Source organism: Blastococcus sp. SYSU DS0510 (assembly GCF_054050835.1).
The window spans coordinates 17957-39356 of record NZ_JBJHAC010000012.1 but is presented as its reverse complement, the minus strand read 5'-3'; the positions used below and the strand labels follow the sequence as shown (position 1 = coordinate 39356).

Genomic DNA, 21400 nt, shown 5'->3' with positions numbered 1-21400 from the left:
GGGCCGGCGGCAGTCTGCCCGACCGAGCCGCCGACCCCCGGGCTCACTCCCCGACGACGGCCCCGACCGCGTCCGCGGTGAAGTCGCGTCCCTGGGCGCCGGTGCGCACCACGGTGACCGGGCAGGCGGCGTGGTGGACCAACTGGTCGCTCACCGAGCCGAGCAGCAGGCCCTTGAAGCCGCCGCGGCCGCGCGCGCCGACGATCAGCAGGCTGGCCCCTTCGGCGGCGGCCAGCAGACCGGGCACCGGAGCGCGGTGGACGACATGGGTGGTGACCCGGCAGGCGGGGTCGAGCCCGGCCGCCGCCACGTGCGCGGTGAGCTCGTCGCGCACCGCCTGCTCCCAGTCGGGGAGCGGGGGCACGTAGCCCGGCTCCCAGGTCGAGGGCTGCGGTGCGGTCGTCATCGACCAGGCGCGCACCACGTGCAGCTCGACATCGGCGCGCCGGGCGAGCCGCCCCGCCCACTTCAGCGCCTCCTGCGCGCACTTGGAGCCGTCGTGCCCGACCACGACGCCACCCTCGATCCGAACGACCTCACGGACCTCGTCCACCGCTGACCTCCTCGTTGCCCTGTGCCGGCGCGTTCACCGGCCCCGGCCAGCCTCTCACCACCCGCGACCGCGCAGGCCACCGGCGGCGCGCGCCGCGCCGTCAGCCGGTGACGGGCTCGGCCCGGCCGCCCAGCAGCGCCAGCTCCTCGGCCGGGGGAACCCCGACCGCCTGCAGCGCGGCCCCGATCCGGTCGGTCAGGCAGCGCAGCGACTCCCGGGCCTGGTCGCGCTGGCGCCACAGGTCCTCGATCTCCGTGCGGAGGGCGGCCAGGTGGGCGCCCGCGGCGTCGTCGGCGGCGGCCCGGTCGCGCCGCGCCTGCTCCTCGGCGCGCTCGAGCTCGGCGGCGGCCTCCGCCGCGAGCCGGTCCCGCTCCGCGGCGGCCTCGGCGGCCAGCCGGTCCCGCTCCGCCGCCGCGGCCCGCAGCAGCTCCTCGGCCTCGTCGCACGCCTGCTCCAGGGCGGCGACCCCCTCCGCCCGGTCCCGCTGGGCGTTGACCCGCAGCTGGTCGGCGACCTCGATCGCCAGCTCCTTGATCTCGTGCGCCTTGCGCAGCCGGGCATCGGCCTCCAGGCGCGCGTCGGCGCGCAGCTGGGCGGCCTCGGCCTCGGCGGCGTCCAGCACCTGCGCGGCCTGGTCCTCGGCCAGCCGCAGCACCTCGCCCACGCGGGCGCTGACCGCGGGGCGCTCGCGGCCGACCGGCTGCTCGGCGAGGAGCCGACGGGAGATCTCCAGCTCCGTCCCGCAGGCGACGACGCGGTCGAGCAGGTGCTCGCGCTCGCGCTGAGCGGCGGCGAGCTCGTTCTCGGCCCAGGCGACGTAGTTGTCGACCTGGACGCGGTCGTAGCCGCGCACCGAGCCCCGGAACGCGGGCCCGTGGTCCAGCAGCGCCTCCAGGGCTCCGGCGGGCCGCGGCGACGGGGCGGCGGGCCCGTCCGGCGGCACCCCCTCGTCCTGGACATGGTTGGCGATGAATTCGACACGCCGGAGCATCCGGATGGCCCCCCTGGGAAGTAGGTGGAGCGGAATCTGCCAGAGCCGCCGGGAGCGCGCGGTCGACCGTGACGGCTCCGTGACCCGTGTCGCGGCCGGTCCGGGGGTGCCACGGCGGGGCGTGCCGGAACAGTCACGGATCGTTCCGACCCCACCCCGCAGGGCGACCGGGCATAGCCGGGGGGTCCCGCGCGTTGAGCCGGGCAGAGATGATTGCACTCTCAACCAGTTTGGAGCTCGAGATGCAGTTCGGCGTCTTCACCGTCAGCGACATCACCACCGACCCCACGACCGGCCGCACGCCCAGCGAGGCCGAGCGGCTGAAGGCGGTGCTGACCATCGCGCAGAAGGCCGAGGAGGTGGGCCTGGACGTCTTCGCCCTGGGTGAGCACCACAACCCGCCGTTCTTCTCCTCCTCCCCCACCACCACGCTGGCCTGGATCGCGGCGCGGACCTCGACGCTCCAGCTGTCGACGGCGACGACGCTGATCACCACCAACGACCCGGTGAAGATCGCCGAGGACTACGCGATGCTCCAGCACCTGGCCGAGGGCCGGGTCGACCTGATGATGGGCCGCGGCAACACCGGCCCGGTCTACCCGTGGTTCGGGCAGGACATCCGCAACGGCATCGAGCTGGCGGTCGAGAACTACGCGCTGCTGCGCCGGCTCTGGACCGAGGACGTCGTCGACTGGTCCGGCCGGTTCCGCACGCCGCTGCAGGGCTTCACCTCGACCCCCCGCCCGCTGGACGGCGTCCCGCCGTTCGTCTGGCACGGCTCCATCCGTTCGCCGCAGATCGCCGAGCAGGCCGCCTACTACGGGGACGGCTTCTTCCACAACCACATCTTCTGGCCCAAGGAGCACACCCAGCGGATGGTGGAGTTCTACCGGCGTCGCTACGAGCACTACGGCCACGGCGCCGCCGACCAGGCGATCGTCGGGCTCGGCGGGCAGGTGTTCATGCGGAAGAACAGCCAGGACGCCGTCCGCGAGTTCCGCCCGTACTTCGACAACGCGCCGGTCTACGGCCACGGCCCCTCGCTGGAGGACTTCAGCCGCGAGACGCCGCTGACCGTCGGCTCGCCGCAGCAGGTGATCGAGCGGACGCTCGGCTTCCGCGACTACGTCGGCGACTACCAGCGGCAGCTGTTCCTCATCGATCACGCCGGGCTGCCGCTGAGGACCGTCCTCGAGCAGCTGGACATCCTCGGCGAGGAGGTCGTGCCGGTGCTGCGGCGCGAGTTCGCCGCGCTGAAGCCCGCCCACGTGCCCGATGCCCCCACCCACGCGGCCCGCGTCGCCGCGGCCGGCGGTGCGGCGGACGCGACGGTGCACGCCCCGGCCGACGACGTGACCGGGCAGGTCCGGGACGAGGTGGAGGTCCGATGATGCGCCGGACAGCACGGCGCAGCCGTTCCGCTCCTGCACCGGAGGTGGGTCGATGAGCACCCGAACCCTCGCGGTGGTCAGCGCCGGGCTGTCGACGCCCTCGTCCACCCGGCTGCTGGCCGACCGGCTGACCACGGTGACGGTGGAGGCGCTGCGGGAGCGCGGCGTCGCCGCCACCGTCGAGGTGGTCGAGCTGCGGCAGCACGCCCGCGACCTCGCCGACAACCTGACGACCGGCTTCGCCAACGAGGCCTTGCGCGCGGCCGTGGACACCGTCGTCGGCGCGGACGGCCTGATCGCGGTGACGCCGATCTTCTCCGCGTCCTACAGCGGCCTGTTCAAGACGTTCGTCGACGTCCTCGAGAAGGACGCGCTGACCGGCAAGCCGGTCCTGATCGGCGCCACGGCCGGCACCGCCCGGCACTCGCTCGCGCTGGAGCACGCCGTGCGGCCGCTCTTCGCCTACCTGCGGGCGACCGTCGCCCCCACCGCCGTCTTCTCCGCCCCGGAGGACTGGGCCGGTGGCGACACCGGCACCCCGGCCCTGACCGGCCGGGTGCGCCGGGCGGCCGGGGAGCTCGCCGACCTGGTGGCCGGCCGGCCCCCGGCCGCCCCGGCCGATCCCTTCGCCGACCCGACGACCTCCTTCGAGGACCTGCTCCGGGGCAGCTGAGGCCGGGGCGTCCGAGGGTGCTCCCGGGCGTCGGAGGGGTCAGTCCTCCTCTTCCTCGCCGCCCTCCCCGCCGCCCTCCTCGCCGACCTCCTGCTCGATGACGCCGCCCTCCTCGCCGCCTTCCTCCCCGCCGCAGGCGGTCATGGTGAAGGAGGCGGCCGCGATGGCCACCCCGGCGGCAGCCGAGCGCCAGCGACGGGCGGGCAGGGACGTGCGGTTCATGGGTTCTCCTCCAGGCAGGCCGACCACGGGGTCGGGCACGGGCGTACCTGCTCTCCTGTGCCCCGGTCCGCCGAGAGGCACGCCGATCCGTGCCGATGTCATGGACCCGTCACGCGTCCCCGTGGACGCGGGCGGCGTCCGGCTCAGCCCACGGCGTCGGGCGACGGCGGTGCGCTGCCACCCTCGGGCTCGCCGATCATGAGCGCCGTGATGGCGGCCCGGTCCGCGGGCGAGGGCAGGCCCCACTCCGGCTCGTACCCGTACACCTCCCGCAGCGGCCGCGACGCCGTGCGCCCGGTGAGCACCTCGACCGAGTCGGTGTCGATCAGCCCCGGGTGGGGGACCCCGCACGCCTCGGCGACCCGGAGCAGGTCGCGGCGCAGGGTGCCGATGTAGTTGGCCGCGCGCACCGACTTCAGCTGCGGGTCCAGGCCGTGGGTCAGCCAGGCGTTCTGCGTCGCCACCCCGGTCGGACAGGTGTCGGTGTGGCACTTCTGCGCCTGGATGCAGCCGATGGCCAGCATCGCCTCACGGCCGACGTTGATCATGTCGCAGCCGAGCGCGAAGGCCACCACGGCGTTGTCCGGCAGGCCGAGCTTTCCGGCGCCCATGAACACCACGTCCTCGGCCAGCCCCGCCCGGGCGAACACCGCCTGCACCCGGGAGAACCCGAGCTGGAAGGGCAGCGAGACGGAGTCGGTGAAGATGAGCGGCGCGGCCCCGGTGCCGCCCTCGCCGCCGTCGACGGTCACGAAGTCCACTCCCCGGCCGGTGTCGGCCATGAGCCCGGCGAGCTCTTCCCAGAAGGTCATGTCGCCGACCGCGGACTTGATGCCCACCGGCAGGCCGGTCTCGGCGGCGAGCAGCTCGACCCAGTCGAGCAGGCTGTCGGCGTCGGAGAACTCGGCGTGCCGGGACGGGCTGATGCAGTCGACGCCCTCGGGCACCCCGCGCGCGGCGGCGATCTCGGCCGACACCTTGGCCGCGGGGAGCACCCCGCCCAGGCCGGGCTTCGCGCCCTGGCTGAGCTTGATCTCCAGCGCCCGCACCGGGGCGCCGGCGACGAGGTCCTTGAGCCGGTCGAGGTCGAAGCGGCCGTGCTCGTCGCGGCAGCCGAAGTAGGCGGTGCCGATCTGGAAGACCAGGTCGCCGCCGTGCCGGTGGTGGCCGGAGATGCCGCCCTCCCCCGTGTTGTGCAGGAAGCCGGCCAGCGCGGCCCCGCGGTTCAGCGCCTCCACGGCCTGGCCCGACAGCGAGCCGAAGCTCATCGCGCTGATGTTCACGACCGACGGCGGCCGGAAGGCGGCGGCCCGCCCACGGGGCGCCCCGAGCACCTTGGCGCAGGGCAGGTCGACGAACTGCCCGGCGTGCACGTCGGTCGCCGGGACCGCCGGCCCGAAGGTGCGGTGCTTGATCACCGGGTACCCGGCGGTGAACTCCAGGTCGTTGTCGGTGCCGAAGCCGAAGTAGTTGTTGTCGCGCTTGCTGGAGGCGTACACCCAGCGCCGCTGGTCGCGGGTGAACGGGCGTTCCTCGTTGTTCCCGGCGACCAGGTACTGGCGCAGCTCGGGCCCGATCGACTCCAGCAGGTAGCGGGCGTGGCCCACGACCGGGAAGTTGCGCAGCAGCGTGTGCTCCCGCTGCAGCAGGTCACGGACGGCGACGGCGGCGAGCGCACCGAGCCCGGCGGCCGCGGCACGTGGGAGGAGCGGCATGCCCCACTATGGCGCGTCCGGGAGCCCGGTGCAGTCGCGGCGTCCGCCGTCGTCAGAGGAAGAGGCTGAGCACGAGCGCCAGGACGAACCCGATCGTGCCCAGCAGCGTCTCCATCACCGTCCAGGTCTTCAGCGTCGTCTTCTCGTCCATCCCGAAGAACCGGCTGACCAGCCAGAAGCCCGAGTCGTTGACGTGCGAGAGGACGGTCGCCCCGCCGGCGATCGCGATGACGATCAGCGCGAGGTCGACCGAGCTCAGCCCGTCGGTGGCCTCGACGACGGGCGCGATCAGACCGGCCGCGGTGGTGAGGGCGACGGTGGCCGAGCCCTGCGCCACCCGGATCAGGGCCGAGATGACGAACGCCGCCACGATGACGGGCAGGCCGACGTCGCCCAGCACGTCGGCGAGCGCGGCACCGATGCCGCTGGCCCGCAGCACGCCGCCGAACATGCCGCCGGCACCGGTGATCAGGATGATCGCGCAGACCGGGCCCAGGGCGCTGTTGACGATCGACTCGACCTCGGCACCGCTCTCCCCGCGGCGCCGGCCCAGCACCCACATCGCCACGAGCACGGTGATCAGCAGGGCGATCGGCGTCGCGCCCAGCAGCTGCCCCCACTCCACGACCAGGGACTCCTCATCGAGCACGCCCTGGGTGGCGAGGGTGGACATCCCGGTGTTGAGGAAGATCAGGACCAGCGGCAGGAGCAGGATCCCGATGACCGTGCCGAACCGCGGCGGCGCCGGCCGGGCCTCCGTGCGGGTGCGGCCGGACGCGATGGCCGGCGAGGTGCCCTCGACGGAGGGGTCCGGGGCGTCGTCGGCGGTCCTCCGGTCGGACAGCACGTCGGGGACCGCGATGTCGTAGCGGCGCCCGGCCCACAGGCCGAACAGGTAACCACCGAGGAACCAGGTCGGGATGCCGATGATCAGGCCGAAGACCAGGGTCAGACCGATGTCGGCGCCGACCAGCTCGGCCGCGGCCACCGGCCCGGGGTGCGGTGGCACGAAGGCGTGCATGACGGCGAAGGCGCCGGCCACGGGCAACCCGTAGGTGAGCAGTGACCCGCCCAGCCGCCGGGCGACGGTGAAGACGATGGGCAGGAAGACGACCAGCCCGGCGTCGAAGAAGATCGGGAAGCCGAACATCAGCGCCGCGACGCCGAGGGCCAGCGGCGCCCGCTCCTCGCCGAACCGCCGGATGAGGCTGTCGGCCAGGACCTGCGCCCCACCGCTGTGCTCGAACAGCCGGGCCCAGCATGGCGCCCAGGCCGACCAGCAGCGCGACGCTGGCCAGGGTCGCCCCGAAGCCGGACGTCATCGTCTCGATGACGCCGCCGATGGGGACCTGCGCGGCCAGCGCGACCAGCAGGCTGACCAGGATCAGCGCCAGGAAGGCGTGCAGCTTCACCTTCGTGATCAGGAAGGGAGGACCGCGACCGCGGCCGCGGCGATCAGCAGCAGGGGCCCGGCGCTCAGCGCGGGTTCGGCCTCGGGCATGGCTCCTCCACGGGTTCAGGTGGGTCGGCTCGGTGCGTCATCCAGGGCGTCGAGGGTGGTGAGGACGTCGGCCAGGGTCGTGGTGGACCGGTCGACGAGGGGGCGGAGCTGCCGGTAGACGGCGACGGCCTCCGGGTCGGGGAGCACCGGCTCGTGGACGGCGACGAGCGCGGTCGCCGCGGTGAGGTCGGGCAGCGCGCCGAGGGCGTGCCAGCCGAGCAGGCAGGCGCCGAGAGCGGTGCCCTCCGGGGAGTCGGCGACCCGCACCGGCAGGTCCAGTGCGGAGGCGAGCGTCCGGATCCACAGCGGCGAGGCGACCGCACCGCCGGTGGCGCGCACCTCGCGCACCGGCACGTCGGTCGCGGCGAACGCGTCGCGCACCAGCGCCAGCTGCTGGCACACCCCCTCGACCGCGGCGCGGACCAGGTGCGGGCGGCGGTGCTCGCGTCGCAGCCCCAGGTAGGCCCCGCGCATCCCCGACCGCCACCAGGGTGCCCGCTCGCCCAGGAAGTAGGGCAGGCAGAGCAGGCCCGAGCTCCCGGCCGGCACGGCGGCCGCCTCCTCGAGCAGCCGGGCGTCGAGGTCGTCGGCGGCCTCCCCCTCGGGGCCCGGCTCGCCCCCGGCGCCGGCGGCCAGCGCCTGGGCGGCCCAGCGCACCACCGACCCGCCGTTGTTGATGGCGCCGCCGACGACCCAGGCGTCGTCGGTGAGGGCGTAGCAGAACAGCCGCCGCCCCGGGTCGACCGTCGGCCGGGGGACGACGACGCGCATCGCACCGCTGGTGCCCAGCGAGACGGCGGCGACGTCGGAGCGCACGGCGCCCACGCCCAGGTTGGCCAGCACGCCGTCGGAGGCGCCGACCACCACGGGGAGCCCCGGCGGCAGGCCGGTGGCCGCCGCGACCTCCGGCCTCAGGCCGGGGAGCAGCGCCGTCGTCGGCAGGACCTCGCCCAGCTGGCCGGGGCGCACGCCGGCGATGCTCATCGCCTCCTCGTCCCAGCGCCCGGCGCGGAGGTCGTACAGGCCGGTGGCCGACGCGCAGGATCGGTCGACCACGTGCGGGCCACCGCAGACGGCGGCCACCACCAGCTCCTTGACCCCGCCCCAGCGCGGCACACCGGCCACGCGGGCGGAGTTCTCCGCCCGCTCCCACGACAGCTTGACCAGCGGGGACATCGCGTGCACCGGGGTGCCGGTGCGGGCGTGGAGGTCGGGCGCGCGGCCGTCGGCGACCAGCGCCTGCGCCCACTGCGCGGCGCGGTCGTCGGCCCAGGTCACCACCGGGCCGAGCGGGGTGCCCCCGTCGTCCATGGGGACCAGCCCGTGCATCGCCGCGCTCAGCGAGACGGCGACGACCGCATCGCCCCGCTCGCGGGCGAGGGCGGCGACCTCCCCCAGCGCCTCGACGGCGGCCGCGGCGAGCCGCCCGGCGTCCAGCTCGGCGCGGCCGGGGGCGGGGACGAGCAGCGGGTAAGCCACGCTGGCGCCGTCGCGGACGCGGCCGTCGGTGCCCGCGGTGACCGCCTTCGTCGCCGTGGTGCCCGAGTCCAGCCCGACCACGACGTCCACGGGTCCACCCCCCTGACCAGCTCGTCCGCTCCCGGCATCGTGCCGGTGCGCGGCCGGGGCGGCAACAGCCCGTTCCGGATCAGCCGCCCGACGGGCCTCCGCGCAGCCGGTGGCGGACCGCGACGTGCAGCGGCTGCAGCACGACGCCGTCGCGGGCCAGCCGTGCGCGCAGCTGCCGGCGGTGCCGGACGACGCCGGCCAGGCCGATCGCCCAGAACAGGTACTGCACCGCGAAGGCGGCCCGGAAGGAGTCGAGGTCGTAGGCGGTGGAGGTGCCCGGGGTGAGCAGGTCCAGCACCGCGCCGACGGCCAGGATGGTGAGCAGCGAGGCCACGAACCCCCCGACGTTGACCACGCCGCTGGCGCTCCCCTGCCGCTCCGCCGGGTTCTCCGTCCGGGCGTAGTCGAAACCGATCATCGAGCCGGGGCCGTTGGTGCCCAGGACCACCACCAGCAGCACCAGCACCGCCAGCGGCGCGCGGCCGGGCCACAGCAGCACGAGCGTCCAGGTGCTCACCGTCGCGACGAGGATCGCGAACACCAGGACCGAGCGGCGCAGCGGCCACCGGGCGCACAGCCGGCCCAGCGCCGGCCCGACGCCCATGCCGACCAGCACCAGCAGCGTCAGCAGGGCCGCCGCCGTGCCCGGCGACAGCCCCTGGCCGACGACCAGGAAGGGGTAGCCCCACAGCAGCACGAACACCGTGCCCGAGAACTGGGTGACCAGGTGGGCGTAGAGCCCGATCCGGGTGCCCGGCTCGCGCCACGTGTCGGCCAGCCCCCGGCGCAGCTGGGCCAGGTCCGGCGCCGCCGGGCGCGGCGTCCCCTCCGGCGCGTCCCGCAGCGCGACGAGCACGAGCAGGGCGACGAGCACACCGGTCGCCGCGGCCCCCAGGAAGGTCGCCGTCCAGGAGGTCTCGTGGAGCAGGGTGACGAGCGGGTAGGCGGCCACGATGGATCCGACCTGGCCCAGGATCCCGGTCAGCTGGGTGATCAGCGGCGCCGCCGGGCCCGGGAACCAGAAGGCCACCACCCGGAGCACGCTGATGAAGGTCATCGCATCGCCCGCGCCGACCAGCACGCGGGCGGCGATGGCGGTGGGGACGTCCCCGGCCAGTGACAGCACCAACTGGCCGGCCGCCATCGTGACCGCGCCGGCGAGGATCATCCGCCGGGACCCGAAGCGGTCCAGCGCCACGCCCACCGGAACCTGCAGCCCGGCGTAGACCGCCAGCTGCAGCACCAGGAAGAGCGAGACGACGGACGCGCCGGCGGAGAACCGTTCCTGCGCCTCGACGGCGGCGACGCCCAGCGACGAGCGGTGGAAGACGGCGACCGCGTAGGCCAGCAGTCCCACGACCCACGTCGCGTAGGCGCGGCCCGACGGGCGGGCCCGGTGCAGGGAGGTCACCTGAGGAGGACACCCCGACCGACCGGAACCTTCCCCGTCGGGCGGTGAGTTCCCTCACCCGCGTGCCGACCGCCGGAGGAGGTCCGGCGGCACAGCTGCCCCGAGCGCCGGGTTCGGGCGGCGCCGGTCCGTGGCGCCCTGGGCGTGATCGACGACGCTGCCCCGGACGACTACTCCCGGCCCGGACAGGGCAGGAGCAGCCCGGCGCCGGCCGGGCTGCTCCGCGCCCGGCCGGCCGTAGCCGTCCGTCCCCGAGACGAGAGGAGCGCCGTCCATGGCGTCCGTCATCCACTACACGATCGCGACCGAGGCCGAGAAGAGCCCGGACTTCCGCCGGGTCCTCTGGACCGGCACGAACACCCAGTTGGTGATCATGACCATCCCGCCGGGCGGTGAGATCGGCGAGGAGACGCACGAGGACATCGACCAGATCCTCACCTTCGTCAGCGGCATCGGGAAGGCCGTGATCTCCGGCAAGGAGAAGAACGTGGCACAGGGCGACCTGGTCGTCGTCCCCGCCGGAACGAAGCACAACTTCCTGAACACGGGCGAGAACCCGCTGGTCCTCTACACGGTCTACGGCCCGCCCGAGCACGCCGACGGCGCGGTCCACAAGACCAAGGAGGAGGCCGACGAGGCCGAGGAGTCGGGCCAGGACGAGCCCCCGACCTCCTGACCGGGCGCACGACCACCGGCCGGGGGGGGGGGGGGGGGGGGGGGGGGGGGGGGGGGGGGGGGGCGGGGGGGGGGGGGGGGGGGGGGGGGGGGGGGGGGGGGGGGGGGGGGGGGGGCGGGGGCGGCGGCGGCGCCGCCGCCCCCCCCCCCCCCCCCGTCCCCGGTCCCGGGAGGGGGCCCGGGCGCGCCCGCCCGCGAGCGGCGAGCCAGACTCGGCGGCATGAGCGCACCGGCCGCGGACACGACGACGCGCACCGACGACGGCCGGGCGGTGGCGGCCGAGCTCCGCCGCGCCGGGATCGGCGACGTCGACGACTCGGGGCTGGCCCGCGCCCTCTACTCCTCCGACGCGTCGCTGTACCGCGTCCTGCCCCGGGCCGTCGTCCGGCCGCGCCACCCCGACGAGATCGTGGCCGCCCTGGAGGTGTGCCGCTCCCTCGGCGTGCCGCTGACCGCCCGCGGGGCGGGGACGTCGATCGCCGGCAACGCCGTGGGCGCCGGCGTGGTGATCGACACCAGCCGGCACCTGTCCCGCGTGCACGAGGTCGACCCGGAGGCGCGCACGGCGACGGTGGACCCCGGCGTCGTCCAGTCCGCGCTGCAGACCGCCGCCCGCCCGCACGGACTGCGCTTCGGCCCGGACCCGAGCACGCACAACCGCTGCACGATCGGCGGGATGATCGGCAACAACGCCTGCGGCTCCCGCGCCCTGGGTTACGGCCGGACGTCGGACAACGTCGTGGGCCTCGACGTCGTCACCGGCACCGGCGCGCGCCTGCGGCTCGGCCCGGGCACCGAGCCCGCGCCGGGGGTGCTCGCCGACCTGCACCGGCTCGTCGCCGGCGACCTGGCCACCGTGCGGACCGAGCTCGGCACCTTCGGCCGGCAGGTCTCGGGCTACTCGCTGGAACACCTGCTGCCCGAGCGCGGCTTCGACGTCGCCCGCGCCCTGGTCGGCAGCGAGGGCACGCTGGCCGTCGTCCTCGGCGCGACGGTGCGGCTGGTCACCGACGCCCCGGTCCGCGGCCTGGTGGTGCTCGGCTACCCGGGCATGGCCGACGCCGCCGACGCCACCCCCGGCCTCCTGCCCCACGAGCCCACCGCCGTGGAGGGGCTCGACCAGCGGATCGTGCAGCGGCTGCGTGACGTCCCCGCCGCCGTCGTCCCGGACCTGCCGCGCGGCGACGGGTGGCTGATCGTGGAGCTGACCGGCGACACCGAGGCCGAGGTGCAGGCCAAGGCCCGGGGCGTGCTGGCCGACGCCGGCGCGGTCGACTCGATGGTGGTCACCGACCCGGCGCACGCCGCGGCGATCTGGCGGATCCGCGAGGACGGCGCGGGGCTGGCCAACCGGACCTCCGACGGGCGCCCGGCGCACGCCGGCTGGGAGGACGCCGCCGTCCCGGTCGAGCGGCTGGGCGCCTACCTGCGCGGCTTCGAGGCGCTGCTCGACGGCCACGGTCTGCAGGGCGTCCCCTACGGACACTTCGGCGACGGCTGCGTGCACGTCCGCATCGACTTCCCGTTCGGGCAGGGCGACGACCGCGGCCGGTCGGCCTACCGCTCCTTCGTCGAGGACGCCGCCCGGCTGGTCGCCGGCTACGGCGGCTCGCTCTCCGGCGAGCACGGCGACGGGCGGGCGCGCAGCGAGCTGCTGCCGCACATGTACTCCCCCGCCGCGCTGGACCTCTTCGCCCGGGTCAAGGCCGTCTTCGACCCGGCCGACGTGCTGAACCCCGGCGTCCTGGTGCGCCCGGCGCCGCTCGACGAGGACATCCGCATCGCCGCCGCCCCGCCCCTGCGGGAGGGCCTCGCGCTGGCCTACCGGCACGACGGCGGCGACTTCTCCGCCGCCGTGCACCGCTGCACCGGCGTGGGCAAGTGCCGGGCGGACCTGCAGTCCTCCGGCGGCGTCATGTGCCCGTCGTGGCCGGCCACGCGGGAGGAGAAGGACTCCACCCGGGGCCGCGCCCGGGTGCTGCAGGAGATGCTCGCGCCCGGGGGCCCGGTCAAGGACTGGCGGTCGCCGGAGGTGCACGAGGCGCTGGACCTGTGCCTGTCCTGCAAGGGGTGCTCGTCGGACTGCCCGACCGGCGTGGACATGGCCAGCTACAAGGCCGAGGTGCTGCACCAGTCCTACCGCCGCCGGCTGCGGCCGCGCTCGCACTACACCCTGGGCCGGCTGCCGTTCTGGTCCGACCTCGTGGCCCGGGCCCCCCGCCTGGTGAACGCGATGCTCGGCTCCGCGCTGGTGGGCCCGCTGGCCAAGTGGAGCGCGGGCATCGACCAGCGCCGCCCGGTGCCGGCGTTCGCCGCGCGCACCTTCCGGCAGCAGTGGGCCGGGCGGACCGCGGGCGGCGACGGGCCGCGGGTCGCCCTGTGGGTGGACTCGTTCACCGACCACTTCGCCCCGGAGGTCGCCGAGGCCGCCGTCCGGGTGCTCGAGTCGGCCGGCTACCGGGTCGAGGTGCCCGGCGCCGACACCTGCTGCGGGCTCACCTGGATCACCACGGGGCAGCTCGACGCCGCCCGCCGCATCCTCGGCGACACCGTGCGCACCCTCGCCCCGCTCGCCGCCGCCGGCGTGCCGGTCGTCGGCATCGAGCCCTCGTGCACCGCCGTGCTGCGCGGCGAGGCCCTGGAGCTCGTCGGCGGGGCGGAGGCCGAGCAGGTGGCCGCGGCGACCCGCACGCTGGCCGAGCTGCTCCGCGACACCCCCGGCTGGACGCCGCCGTCGCTGGACGGCCTGGAGATCGTCGCCCAGCCGCACTGCCACCACGCCTCGGTGCTGGGCTGGTCGGCCGACGCCCGGCTGCTGGAGCGCGCGGGCGCCCGGGTCACCCGGCTGGGCGGCTGCTGCGGGCTCGCCGGCAACTGGGGGGTCGAGCGCGGGCACCACGACGTCTCCGTCGCCGTCGCCGAGCAGCAGCTGCTGCCGGCCGTGCGCGACCTGCCCGAGGACGCCGTCGTCCTGGCCGACGGCTTCTCCTGCCGCACCCAGCTCGAGCAGCTCGCCGGCCGGCGCGGCCGGCACCTCGCCGAGCTGCTGGCGGAGCGGCTGGCCTGAGAGCGGGTCTGCGACGATGCCGGACGTGGAGCTCGAGGAGACCCTGCTGCCCGGCGTCGGCGTCCGCTACCAGATGAGGACCCGGTCGGGGCAGCTGATCGGCATCGTCGTCCAGCGGGAGGGCGGCGCGGAGATCGCGGTGTTCGACCGGCGCGATCCCGACCAGGCGCGGGAGACGATCCGCCTGGACCCGGAGGAGGTCGACGCCGTCGCCGAGGTGCTGGGTGCCCCCCGGCTGACGCAGCGGTTCGCCGACCTCTCCCGCGAGGTGCCGGGGCTGGAGTCCGGGCGGATCACCGTCCGCCCGGAGTCACCGTTCGCGGGCCGCACCCTGGGCGACACGCGCGCGCGCACGCTGACCGGCTGCTCGGTGGTCGCCATCGTCCGCGGCGCCGATGTCGTCCCCTCCCCCTCGCCCGCGGACCGGCTCTCCGCCGGCGACGTGCTCGTGGCCATCGGCTCGGCGCCTGGGCTGGAGCAGCTGGACCGGCGGCTCGCGGGTCACGAGTAGAGCGGCGGTGGACCACGTCGCCGCCCTGCTCCTCGAGCTGGGGCTGCTCTTCCTCGGCCTCTCCGCGCTCGGGCTGCTGGCCCGGCGGCTGGGCCTCTCCCCCATCCCGTTCATCCTGCTGGCGGCGCTGGCCCTCGGCGAGGGCGGCGTGGTTCCGATGGACAACGCCGCGCCGTTCCTGGAGGCCGCCGCGGAGATCGGCGTCGTCCTCCTGCTGCTGACCCTGGGCCTGGAGTTCTCCGCCACCGAGCTGTTCGCGTCCTTCCGCCGGCACGCGCCGTCGGGGCTGGTGGACCTCGTGCTGAACGGCCCGCCCGGATTCGTCGCCGGGCTGCTCCTGGGGCTGCCGTGGCAGGGGGCGCTGGCGCTGGGCGGGGTCACCTACATCTCGTCGTCGGGGATCATCGCGCGGCTGCTCGGCGACCTCGGGCGGCTGACCAACCGGGAGACCCCGGCGGTGCTCTCGGTGCTGGTGCTCGAGGACCTCGCGATGGCGCTGTTCCTGCCGCTGCTGGTGGTCGCCCTCGCCGGCCAGGGCCCGATGTCGGCCGTCGCCGGCGTCGGGCTGGCGGTGGGCGCGGTGCTGCTGGTGCTGCTGGCCGCCCAGCGGCACGGGCACCGGCTGGGCCGGCTGCTCTCGCACGACGACGACGAGCAGGTGATGCTGCGGCTGATCGGGCTCACCCTGCTGGTCGCCGGGGCCGCCCAGGCGATGGGGGCGTCGGCGGCGGTCGGCGCGTTCCTCGTCGGGCTGGCGCTGCCGGCGACCTTCGCCGAGCGCGCCCGCGCGATCCTCGGCCCGCTGCGCGACCTGTTCGCCGCCACCTTCTTCGTCGCCTTCGGCCTGGCCACCGACCCGGGAGCCATCGTCCCGGTGCTCCCCGCGGCGCTCGCGCTGGCCGCCGTCACCACCGCGACGAAGATCGGCACCGGCTGGTTCGCCGCGAAGCGGGACGGCGTCGCCGTCCCGGGCCGGCTCCGCGCCGGGACCGCGCTCGTGGCCCGCGGGGAGTTCTCCATCGTGATCGCCGGGCTGGCCGTCGCCGCCGGGATCCCGGCCGTCGGCCCGGTGGCCACCGGCTACGTGCTGGTGCTGGCGGTGACCGGGCCGGTGCTCACCCGCTTCGTCGAGCCGCTCTCCGCCCGCCTGGTGCGCGCCCCGTCACCCGCCTGAGCGGTCACGCCGCGGCGTCCTCCCGCCGGGCGCGGGCCGCGTCCAGGACGTACGGGGTGAGCACCTCGGCGATGCGCGCGTAGCCGGCGGAGGAGGGGTGGAAGCGGTCGGCGGAGAAGAGCGCCGGGTCGGCCGAGAAGGCGCGCGCCACCTCGGCGGCCACCGGGGCCACCGTGGCGCCGCCGCCGGCGGCGACGTGCGACTGCCGCTGCTGGAGCACCGCGCAGGCGCCCCGGACCAGCGCCCGCAGGGCCGGCGGTACGAAGGGGACCATCGACATGTCCGGCGCCGGGACGACCACGACGTCGGTGCCGGCGGTCCGGAGCGCGGTCACCGCGGCCGAGAGCGCTGCCGCCGCCTGCTCGGCGGGGACGAAGCGGGCGAGGTCGTTGGCGCCGATGACCACGACGGCGAGGTCGGCCGAGAGCGGGAGGGCTCGGCGCACCTGGTCGGCGAGCCCGGCCGAGACCGCCCCGGGGACGGCGAGCACGTGCAGGTCGACGTCGAACCCGTCGTCGGTCAGCGCGCGGGTCAGCCGCGGGCCGAGGGCGTCGGCGGGACGGGCGGCACCCGTGCCGGAGGCGAGGGAGTCACCGAGGACGAGCAGTCGGAGAGCGGAGCGGTCCACGTCAGGCGGAACGACGCGGACCGCCCCGGTATGCCGCTGCGACGGCTCAGCGCCCGCGCCACACCGGCGGGCGGCGTTCGGCGAAGGCGGTGGAGCCCTCCCGCGCGTCCTCGGAGCCGAACACCGGCCGGACGACCTGCTCCTGCCGCTCCCACGCCTCCTCCGCCGGCCAGGTGGGCGCCTCGAGCACGACCCGCTTGGTCGCGGCGACCGCGAGCGGGCCGTTCGCGGCGATGACCTCGGCGAGCGCGACGGCCGCCTCGACCGCCGTTCCGTCCTCGACCACCCGGTTGACCAGCCCGACCGCCGCCGCGCGCTCGGCGTCCACCGGCTCCCCGGTCAGCAGCAGCTCCAGTGCGACGGCGCGCGGCACCCGCTGCGGGAGGAGCAGCGCGGCCCCGCCGGCGGCGACGAGCGAGCGCTTCACCTCGGGCACCCCGAACCGGGCGCCGCGGCCGGCCACCACGAGGTCGCAGGCGAGCACCAGCTCGAAGCCCCCGGCCAGGGCCCAGCCCTCGACGGCGGCGACGAGCGGCTTGCGCGGCGGCGTGCGGGTGATGCCGCACAGGCCCCGCCCCTCGATCGCGGGGCTCTCGCCGCGGAGGAAGGCCTTGAGGTCCATCCCGGAGGAGAAGGTCCCGCCCGCCCCGGTGAGCACCCCGGCCCGCAGGTCGGCGTCGGAGTCGAGCTCGTCGACCGCGGCCGCGACCGCCCGAGCGACGTCGCCGTCGAGGGCGTTGCGCGCCTCCGGACGGTTGATGGTGATGACCTGCACCGCGCCGCGGCGCTCGACGAGGACGGACTGCTCGGGCACGGGACCTCCGGGAACGGTGCGGGTGCGGCACGGGGCCGGGCCGCCGGTCAGGCAGCCCGGCCCGTCGTGAGGGTGGAACGGCCCCTGGCGAGGGGATGGAACGGCCCCGCTGCAGGGCCCCCCGGCGCGCGAAGCGTGCCGTGGGGGGCAGCGGGGTCCTTTCAGGCCTTCGGGCCGCCGGCGGCGTAGACGACCTGGCCGGAGACGAAGCCGGCGCCCTCGCTCACGAAGAACGAGACCAGGTGCGCGATGTCCTCGGGCTTGCCGGTGCGGGCCACCGGGATCTGCGAGGCGGCGCCCTTGATGAAGTCCTCGAACGGGATGCCCATGCGCTCGGCCGTGGCCTTGGTCATCTCGGTCTCGATGAAGCCCGGGGCGATCGCGTTGGCGGTGACGCCGAACTTGCCCAGCTCGATGGCGAGGGTCTTGGTGAAGCCCTGCAGGCCGGCCTTGGCCGTCGAGTAGTTCGCCTGGCCGCGGTTGCCCAGCGCGGAGGTGCTGGACAGGTTGACGATCCGGCCCCACTTCTGGTCGATCATGTGCTTCTGGGCGGCGCGGGTCATGAGGAAGGCGCCCCGCAGGTGCACGTTCATGACGATGTCCCAGTCGGAGTCGGACATCTTGAACAGCATGTTGTCGCGGAGGACGCCGGCGTTGTTGACCAGGACGGTCGGCGCGCCCAGCTCGGTGGCGATGCGCTCGACGGCGGCCTCCACCTGCGCGGAGTCGCTCACGTCGGCGCCGACGGCCAGCGCGCGGCCGCCGGCGGCCTCGATCGCCTCGACGGTGCCCTTGGCCGAGCCCTCGTCCAGGTCCAGGACGGCGACGGCGAAGCCGTCGGCCGCCAGCCGCTGGGCGGTCGCCGCGCCGATGCCACGGGCCGCGCCGGTCACGATGGCCACGCGGGATGCCGTGGTGCCTGCCTCGGTCATGTCGTTCCCTTCGTCTCGGATGCCTGCGGTCACCGGGGCGGACGGCCCCGGTGCGCGGCGAGCTGCGCCCGACACGTTACGGCCGCCGGTCGCGGCCGCCGTCACATGGTCCGGGCCGGCCCGCGGCGGAGCGTGCCGGACGACGTCCACCCGGTCGAAGCCCTCGTCCACCGATGGCGGCACGAACCGGGCCCGGGTGGCGTGCAGGCCCACCAGCGGCACGCGGGCCCGGCCGGTGCGGGCGGCGTTGCGGGCCAGGCAGACCTCCGCGGGGGTGTCCAGCCACACGGCGCGCACCGGAACCCCGGCCTCCCGGGCGAGGGCGACGAGCGCCGCACGGTCCTCCGGCGCGGGGTGGGTGTTGTCGACGACGACGCTGTGCCCGGCGGCGAGCAGCTCGGCGACGACCCGCTGCTGGCGCGCCTCGCGACGCCGGGCGTTGGGCCAGTGGTCCTTGCTCACCACGACGTGGGTGCCGGCCAGGTGCGCCCCCACCCAGGTGCTCTTCCCGCTCCCCTGCAGGCCGACCAGGACGACGAGCTCCTGCGCGGTCAGGACCGCCCCACCGGGGTCGGCGTCTCCTCGTGCTCCGCGTCGGCCGCCCCCGACCGGCGGGAGGGGTGGTGGTGCAGGCGCCGCATCGACGCGAGCGCGGCGTGGCGGTCGGCCATCCGCCGCCGGGCGCGCGTGGTCCGCGGGGCGCGCGGCTCCTCGCGCAGCAGCGCGTCCAGCCAGTGCCCCCGCGGGTCGACATCGACCATGAGGGCCTTGACCAGGAGGGTCAGCGGGATGGCGAGCAGCGCGCCCAGGGCGCCGAGGACCCAGCCCCAGAAGAGCAGCGCCACGAACGTCACCGTCATGGACAGGCCCACCGAATCGCCGACGAAGCGCGGCTGGATGAGGGTCTGCACCACGAAGTTCAGCAGCGAGTAGACGACCAGGATCGCGACGAAGTCGCCCCAGCCGCCGGCGAGCAGCCCCAGCACGGCGGGCGGCGCCACCCCGAGCAGGAACCCGATGTTGGGCACGTAGTTGGTGATGAACGCCAGGAGCCCCCACAGCGGCGCGGCGGGCACGTCGAGCAGCGCGAGGGCGATGGTGTCGCCCACCGCGACGATCGCCCCGAACACCGTGCTCACCAGCAGGTAGCTGCGGGTGCCGCGGGTGAACAGGCCCAGGGCCACCGGCAGGTGCGGGCGCTCGGCCCCGATGAGCGCCAGCCGCCGGCCGAAGCCGCTGCTCTCGATGGCCATGAACACCAGCGCCGAGAGCAGGAGCACCAGCGTGGTCGCCGCGTCGGTGAGCCGGCTCAGCAGGTCGGTGGCCAGCCCGACCAGGGAGCCGTAGTCGATCTGCTCGACGAGGTCCGAGAGCTGACCGGAGACGATCCCCCGGCTGTTCAGGTCGGTGACGACGTCGTTGATCAGGATCTGGGCCCGGTCGGCGTAGTCGGGCAGCAGCGCGGCGAACTGGGCCACCGAGGCCACCAGCAGGGCGACGAAGGCGAGCAGCACCGCCCACACGAGCAGGAGCAGCACCGTCGTCGCCAGCCAGCGGGGCGTGCCGATGCGGCGCAGCCACCGCTGCACGGGGGTGAGCGCGACGACGACGACCAGGGCGAGGAAGACCGGCGCGACGAGCCAGGCGACCGCCTGCAGCCCGGCGACGGCGATCGTGGCGGCGGCCGCGCCGCCCACCAGCAGCAGCCAGCGCGGCAGGCCCGGCTCGGGGGCCGGCAGCGGCACGACCGGCTCGACCCCGGCGGGCTGCGGGGCGCTCCCCTCCGCCGGCGGGATCAGCTCGCCCGTCGCCGGCTGCCCGGGACCTGCTGCCACGCCCGCCTCCCCCTCCGTCGCACGCGGCCGCACCGGTTCTGCCGAGCCCGTCAGCCGCGGGCGTCGAGCAGCGCGGTCATGGCCGGCAGGTCGAAGAACGCCGCGGTCTCCCGGGCGCTGGGCCCGCCCGCGTCGGGATCGGCGCCGGCGGCGAGCAACGCCTCGACCGTCTCGGCCGACTGCTTGAACACCGCCGCGGCCAGGGCCGTCTGCCCCCGGTCGTTGGCCCGCCCGTGGTCGGCGCCGCGCGCCAGCAGGGCCGCCACCGTGTCGCCGTGCCCGTGGTAGGCCGCGAGGATCAGCAGGGTGTCGCCCTTGTCGTTGGTGAGGTTCGCCGGCACGCCCGCGTCGAGGTAGGCGACGAGCTCGCCGGTGTGCCCGCCGCGGGCGAGGTCGAAGACCCGCCCGGCGAGCTCGATGACTCCGGGGTCGATCGGCTGGCCGCTCACCCGACCCAGCGTAGGCACCTCGGCGGTGACCGGGCCCGCACCCCCGTCGGCCGGCAGGTCAGAGCACGAGCCTGTAGCCCGCGTGCGAGTGGACGAAGCCGAGCCGCGCGTAGAACCGGTGCGCGTCGGGCCGGGCCAGGTCGCTGGTCAGCTGCACCAGCGCGCACCCCTGCCGGCCGGCCTCGGCGACCGCCCAGGTCAGCAGCGCCGCGCCGAGGCCTCCGCCGCGCCGGTCGGAGCGGATCCGCACGCCCTCGATCTGCCCGCGCAGCGCGCCCCCGCGGGAGAGCCCCGGCACGAGCGAGAGCTGCAGCGCGCCGACGACGTCCGTCCCGTCGACGGCGGCCGCCAGCAGGTGCGCCGGGTCCTCCTCGATGCGCCGGAACGCCGCCCGGTAGGGCGCCGGGTCCGCGGCCCGCTCGCGCCCACGGCCGAGCGGGTCGTCGGCCAGGAGCGCGACGAGGGCCGGGAGGTCGTCGGCGGTCGCCGCGCGCACTCGCACCCCCGTTCCGGGCAGCGCCCCCCAGGCGGGCGGAGTCACCGGCGGGCGACGCGGTCGGTGAGGGCCAGCAGGTGCTCCCACGCGTCCCGGCAGGCGTCGGCCCACTCGCCGTGCGAGCGGTCGAAGAACGAGTGCGGCGCTCCGTCGTAGACGGCGAGGTCCACCTCCGCCCTGGCCGCCCGGAGCCGCTCGGCCAGCCCCAGCTGCTCCTCGAGCGGCGTCACGGTGTCGGCGCCCGCGACCAGCATGACCATGGGCAGGTGTGCCCGGTCGGCGGCGTCCCCCACCAGCGCCGGGCGCCCGTAGAAGCCCGCGCAGCCGGCCAGGTCCAGGTGGCCGCCGGCCAGCCGCCACGCGTGGCTGCCGCCGAAGCAGAAGCCGACCGCGACCACCGGCAGCTCCGCGCCGGCCCGGTCGCGGAGGTGGGCGATCGCGGCGGTGACGTCGGCGTCGACCCCCTCCGGCGTGGTGCGCGGGATGTGCGCCTGCCAGTCGAACCCCTCCGGCCGGACGCCGTCGGCGCACACCCCGGCGGTCCGCCCGAACCAGTCGATCGCCACGGCGGCCAGCCCGGCTTCGGCGAACCGCTCGGCCAGGGCGACGTAGTAGGGGTGCAGCCCGCGGATGTCGGGGAGGACCACCACCCCCGCGCGCGCGGTCCCCTCGGGCAGCGCGGTGGCGGCCGTGAAGGAGGCGCCGTCGGCCGCGGTGAGCGTGGTCGTGCTGCGCTCGCGCACCGGGCCGGTGCGCGGAGGGGCCGGCGGTCGGCTGTCGTGGTCGTGGCACA

At 75.9% G+C, this 21400-nt stretch carries 20 protein-coding genes and 1 pseudogene; 6 read left to right on the top strand and 15 right to left on the bottom strand.

All coding sequences use genetic code 11. The features are described 5' to 3' along the window. Positions 1-43 precede the first annotated feature (43 nt). Together ACI79P_RS11445 and ACI79P_RS11440 are read right to left on the bottom strand one after the other, a co-directional pair. Positions 44-553 (bottom strand): universal stress protein, encoded by a 510-nt coding sequence (locus tag ACI79P_RS11445; RefSeq protein ID WP_456581169.1) that lies wholly within the window; start codon positions 551-553, stop codon positions 44-46. 100 nt (positions 554-653) lie between these two features. After that, a complete protein-coding gene (locus tag ACI79P_RS11440) occupies positions 654-1544 on the bottom strand; it encodes a DivIVA domain-containing protein (protein ID WP_456581168.1) in 891 nt (296 codons plus the stop codon). Positions 1545-1753: 209 nt separating this feature from the next. Between ACI79P_RS11440 and ACI79P_RS11435 the strand changes: the two genes are divergently transcribed. Both ACI79P_RS11435 and ACI79P_RS11430 read left to right on the top strand, forming a co-directional pair. Beyond that, a complete protein-coding gene (locus ACI79P_RS11435) occupies positions 1754-2935 on the top strand; it encodes an LLM class flavin-dependent oxidoreductase (RefSeq protein ID WP_456581167.1) in 1182 nt (393 codons plus the stop codon). 52 nt (positions 2936-2987) lie between these two features. Next, entirely contained in the window at positions 2988-3608 is a 621-nt protein-coding gene (locus ACI79P_RS11430) for an FMN reductase (protein WP_456581166.1), read from the top strand. A gap of 39 nt (positions 3609-3647) precedes the next feature. On the opposite strand, the gene ACI79P_RS11425 is transcribed toward ACI79P_RS11430, so the two are convergent. The 6 genes and pseudogenes from ACI79P_RS11425 to ACI79P_RS11400 form a co-directional block, all read right to left on the bottom strand. Next, complete coding sequence (locus ACI79P_RS11425; protein ID WP_456581165.1) at positions 3648-3830, bottom strand: hypothetical protein; 183 nt, start codon at positions 3828-3830, stop codon at positions 3648-3650. Positions 3831-3973: 143 nt separating this feature from the next. Then, a complete protein-coding gene (locus ACI79P_RS11420; RefSeq protein WP_456581164.1) occupies positions 3974-5545 on the bottom strand; it encodes an FMN-binding glutamate synthase family protein in 1572 nt (523 codons plus the stop codon). 52 nt (positions 5546-5597) lie between these two features. Continuing rightward, positions 5598-6794 carry a GntP family permease gene (locus ACI79P_RS11415; RefSeq protein WP_456581266.1) on the bottom strand — a complete coding sequence of 399 codons (1197 nt, stop codon included), beginning with the start codon at positions 6792-6794 and terminating at the stop codon, positions 5598-5600. 64 nt (positions 6795-6858) lie between these two features. Continuing rightward, positions 6859-6957: pseudogene (locus ACI79P_RS11410) on the bottom strand (hypothetical protein); the annotation flags it as partial. Positions 6958-7061: 104 nt separating this feature from the next. Further along, on the bottom strand, positions 7062-8615 hold the full coding sequence (locus ACI79P_RS11405; protein WP_456581163.1) for a gluconokinase: 1554 nt from the start codon (positions 8613-8615) through the stop codon (positions 7062-7064). Positions 8616-8694: 79 nt separating this feature from the next. Next, a complete protein-coding gene (locus ACI79P_RS11400; protein ID WP_456581162.1) occupies positions 8695-10026 on the bottom strand; it encodes an MFS transporter in 1332 nt (443 codons plus the stop codon). A 274-nt stretch (positions 10027-10300) separates the two neighbouring features. Between ACI79P_RS11400 and ACI79P_RS11395 the strand changes: the two genes are divergently transcribed. From ACI79P_RS11395 to ACI79P_RS11380, 4 genes are all read left to right on the top strand, one after another. Further along, complete coding sequence (locus tag ACI79P_RS11395; RefSeq protein WP_456581161.1) at positions 10301-10702, top strand: cupin domain-containing protein; 402 nt, start codon at positions 10301-10303, stop codon at positions 10700-10702. Positions 10703-10921: 219 nt separating this feature from the next. Next, positions 10922-13768, top strand: coding sequence for an FAD-binding and (Fe-S)-binding domain-containing protein (locus tag ACI79P_RS11390; protein ID WP_456581160.1), 2847 nt, complete (start codon positions 10922-10924; stop codon positions 13766-13768). Between the two features lie 25 nt (positions 13769-13793). Next, the gene (locus ACI79P_RS11385; RefSeq protein WP_456581159.1) at positions 13794-14279 is read left to right on the top strand and encodes a cation:proton antiporter regulatory subunit; all 486 of its coding nucleotides are present in this window, start codon (positions 13794-13796) and stop codon (positions 14277-14279) included. A 7-nt stretch (positions 14280-14286) separates the two neighbouring features. Beyond that, entirely contained in the window at positions 14287-15453 is a 1167-nt protein-coding gene (locus ACI79P_RS11380; protein ID WP_456581158.1) for a cation:proton antiporter, read from the top strand. 4 nt (positions 15454-15457) lie between these two features. Here ACI79P_RS11380 and ACI79P_RS11375 read toward each other — a convergent pair whose 3' ends face one another. The 7 genes from ACI79P_RS11375 to ACI79P_RS11345 all read right to left on the bottom strand — a co-directional run bounded on the left by ACI79P_RS11375 (position 15458) and on the right by ACI79P_RS11345 (position 21350). Further along, on the bottom strand, positions 15458-16081 hold the full coding sequence (locus tag ACI79P_RS11375; RefSeq protein WP_456581157.1) for an SGNH/GDSL hydrolase family protein: 624 nt from the start codon (positions 16079-16081) through the stop codon (positions 15458-15460). Between the two features lie 46 nt (positions 16082-16127). Then, positions 16128-16895 (bottom strand): crotonase/enoyl-CoA hydratase family protein, encoded by a 768-nt coding sequence (locus ACI79P_RS11370; RefSeq protein ID WP_456581156.1) that lies wholly within the window; start codon positions 16893-16895, stop codon positions 16128-16130. 161 nt (positions 16896-17056) lie between these two features. Then, on the bottom strand, positions 17057-18358 hold the full coding sequence (fabG, locus tag ACI79P_RS11365; protein WP_456581265.1) for a 3-oxoacyl-ACP reductase FabG: 1302 nt from the start codon (positions 18356-18358) through the stop codon (positions 17057-17059). A gap of 20 nt (positions 18359-18378) precedes the next feature. Then, positions 18379-19662 carry an AI-2E family transporter gene (locus tag ACI79P_RS11360; RefSeq protein WP_456581155.1) on the bottom strand — a complete coding sequence of 428 codons (1284 nt, stop codon included), beginning with the start codon at positions 19660-19662 and terminating at the stop codon, positions 18379-18381. 50 nt (positions 19663-19712) lie between these two features. Then, a complete protein-coding gene (locus ACI79P_RS11355; RefSeq protein ID WP_456581154.1) occupies positions 19713-20111 on the bottom strand; it encodes an ankyrin repeat domain-containing protein in 399 nt (132 codons plus the stop codon). Positions 20112-20169: 58 nt separating this feature from the next. After that, positions 20170-20607 carry a GNAT family N-acetyltransferase gene (locus ACI79P_RS11350; RefSeq protein ID WP_456581153.1) on the bottom strand — a complete coding sequence of 146 codons (438 nt, stop codon included), beginning with the start codon at positions 20605-20607 and terminating at the stop codon, positions 20170-20172. 41 nt (positions 20608-20648) lie between these two features. Beyond that, entirely contained in the window at positions 20649-21350 is a 702-nt protein-coding gene (locus tag ACI79P_RS11345; RefSeq protein ID WP_456581152.1) for a dienelactone hydrolase family protein, read from the bottom strand. Between the last annotated feature and the right edge of the window lie 50 nt (positions 21351-21400).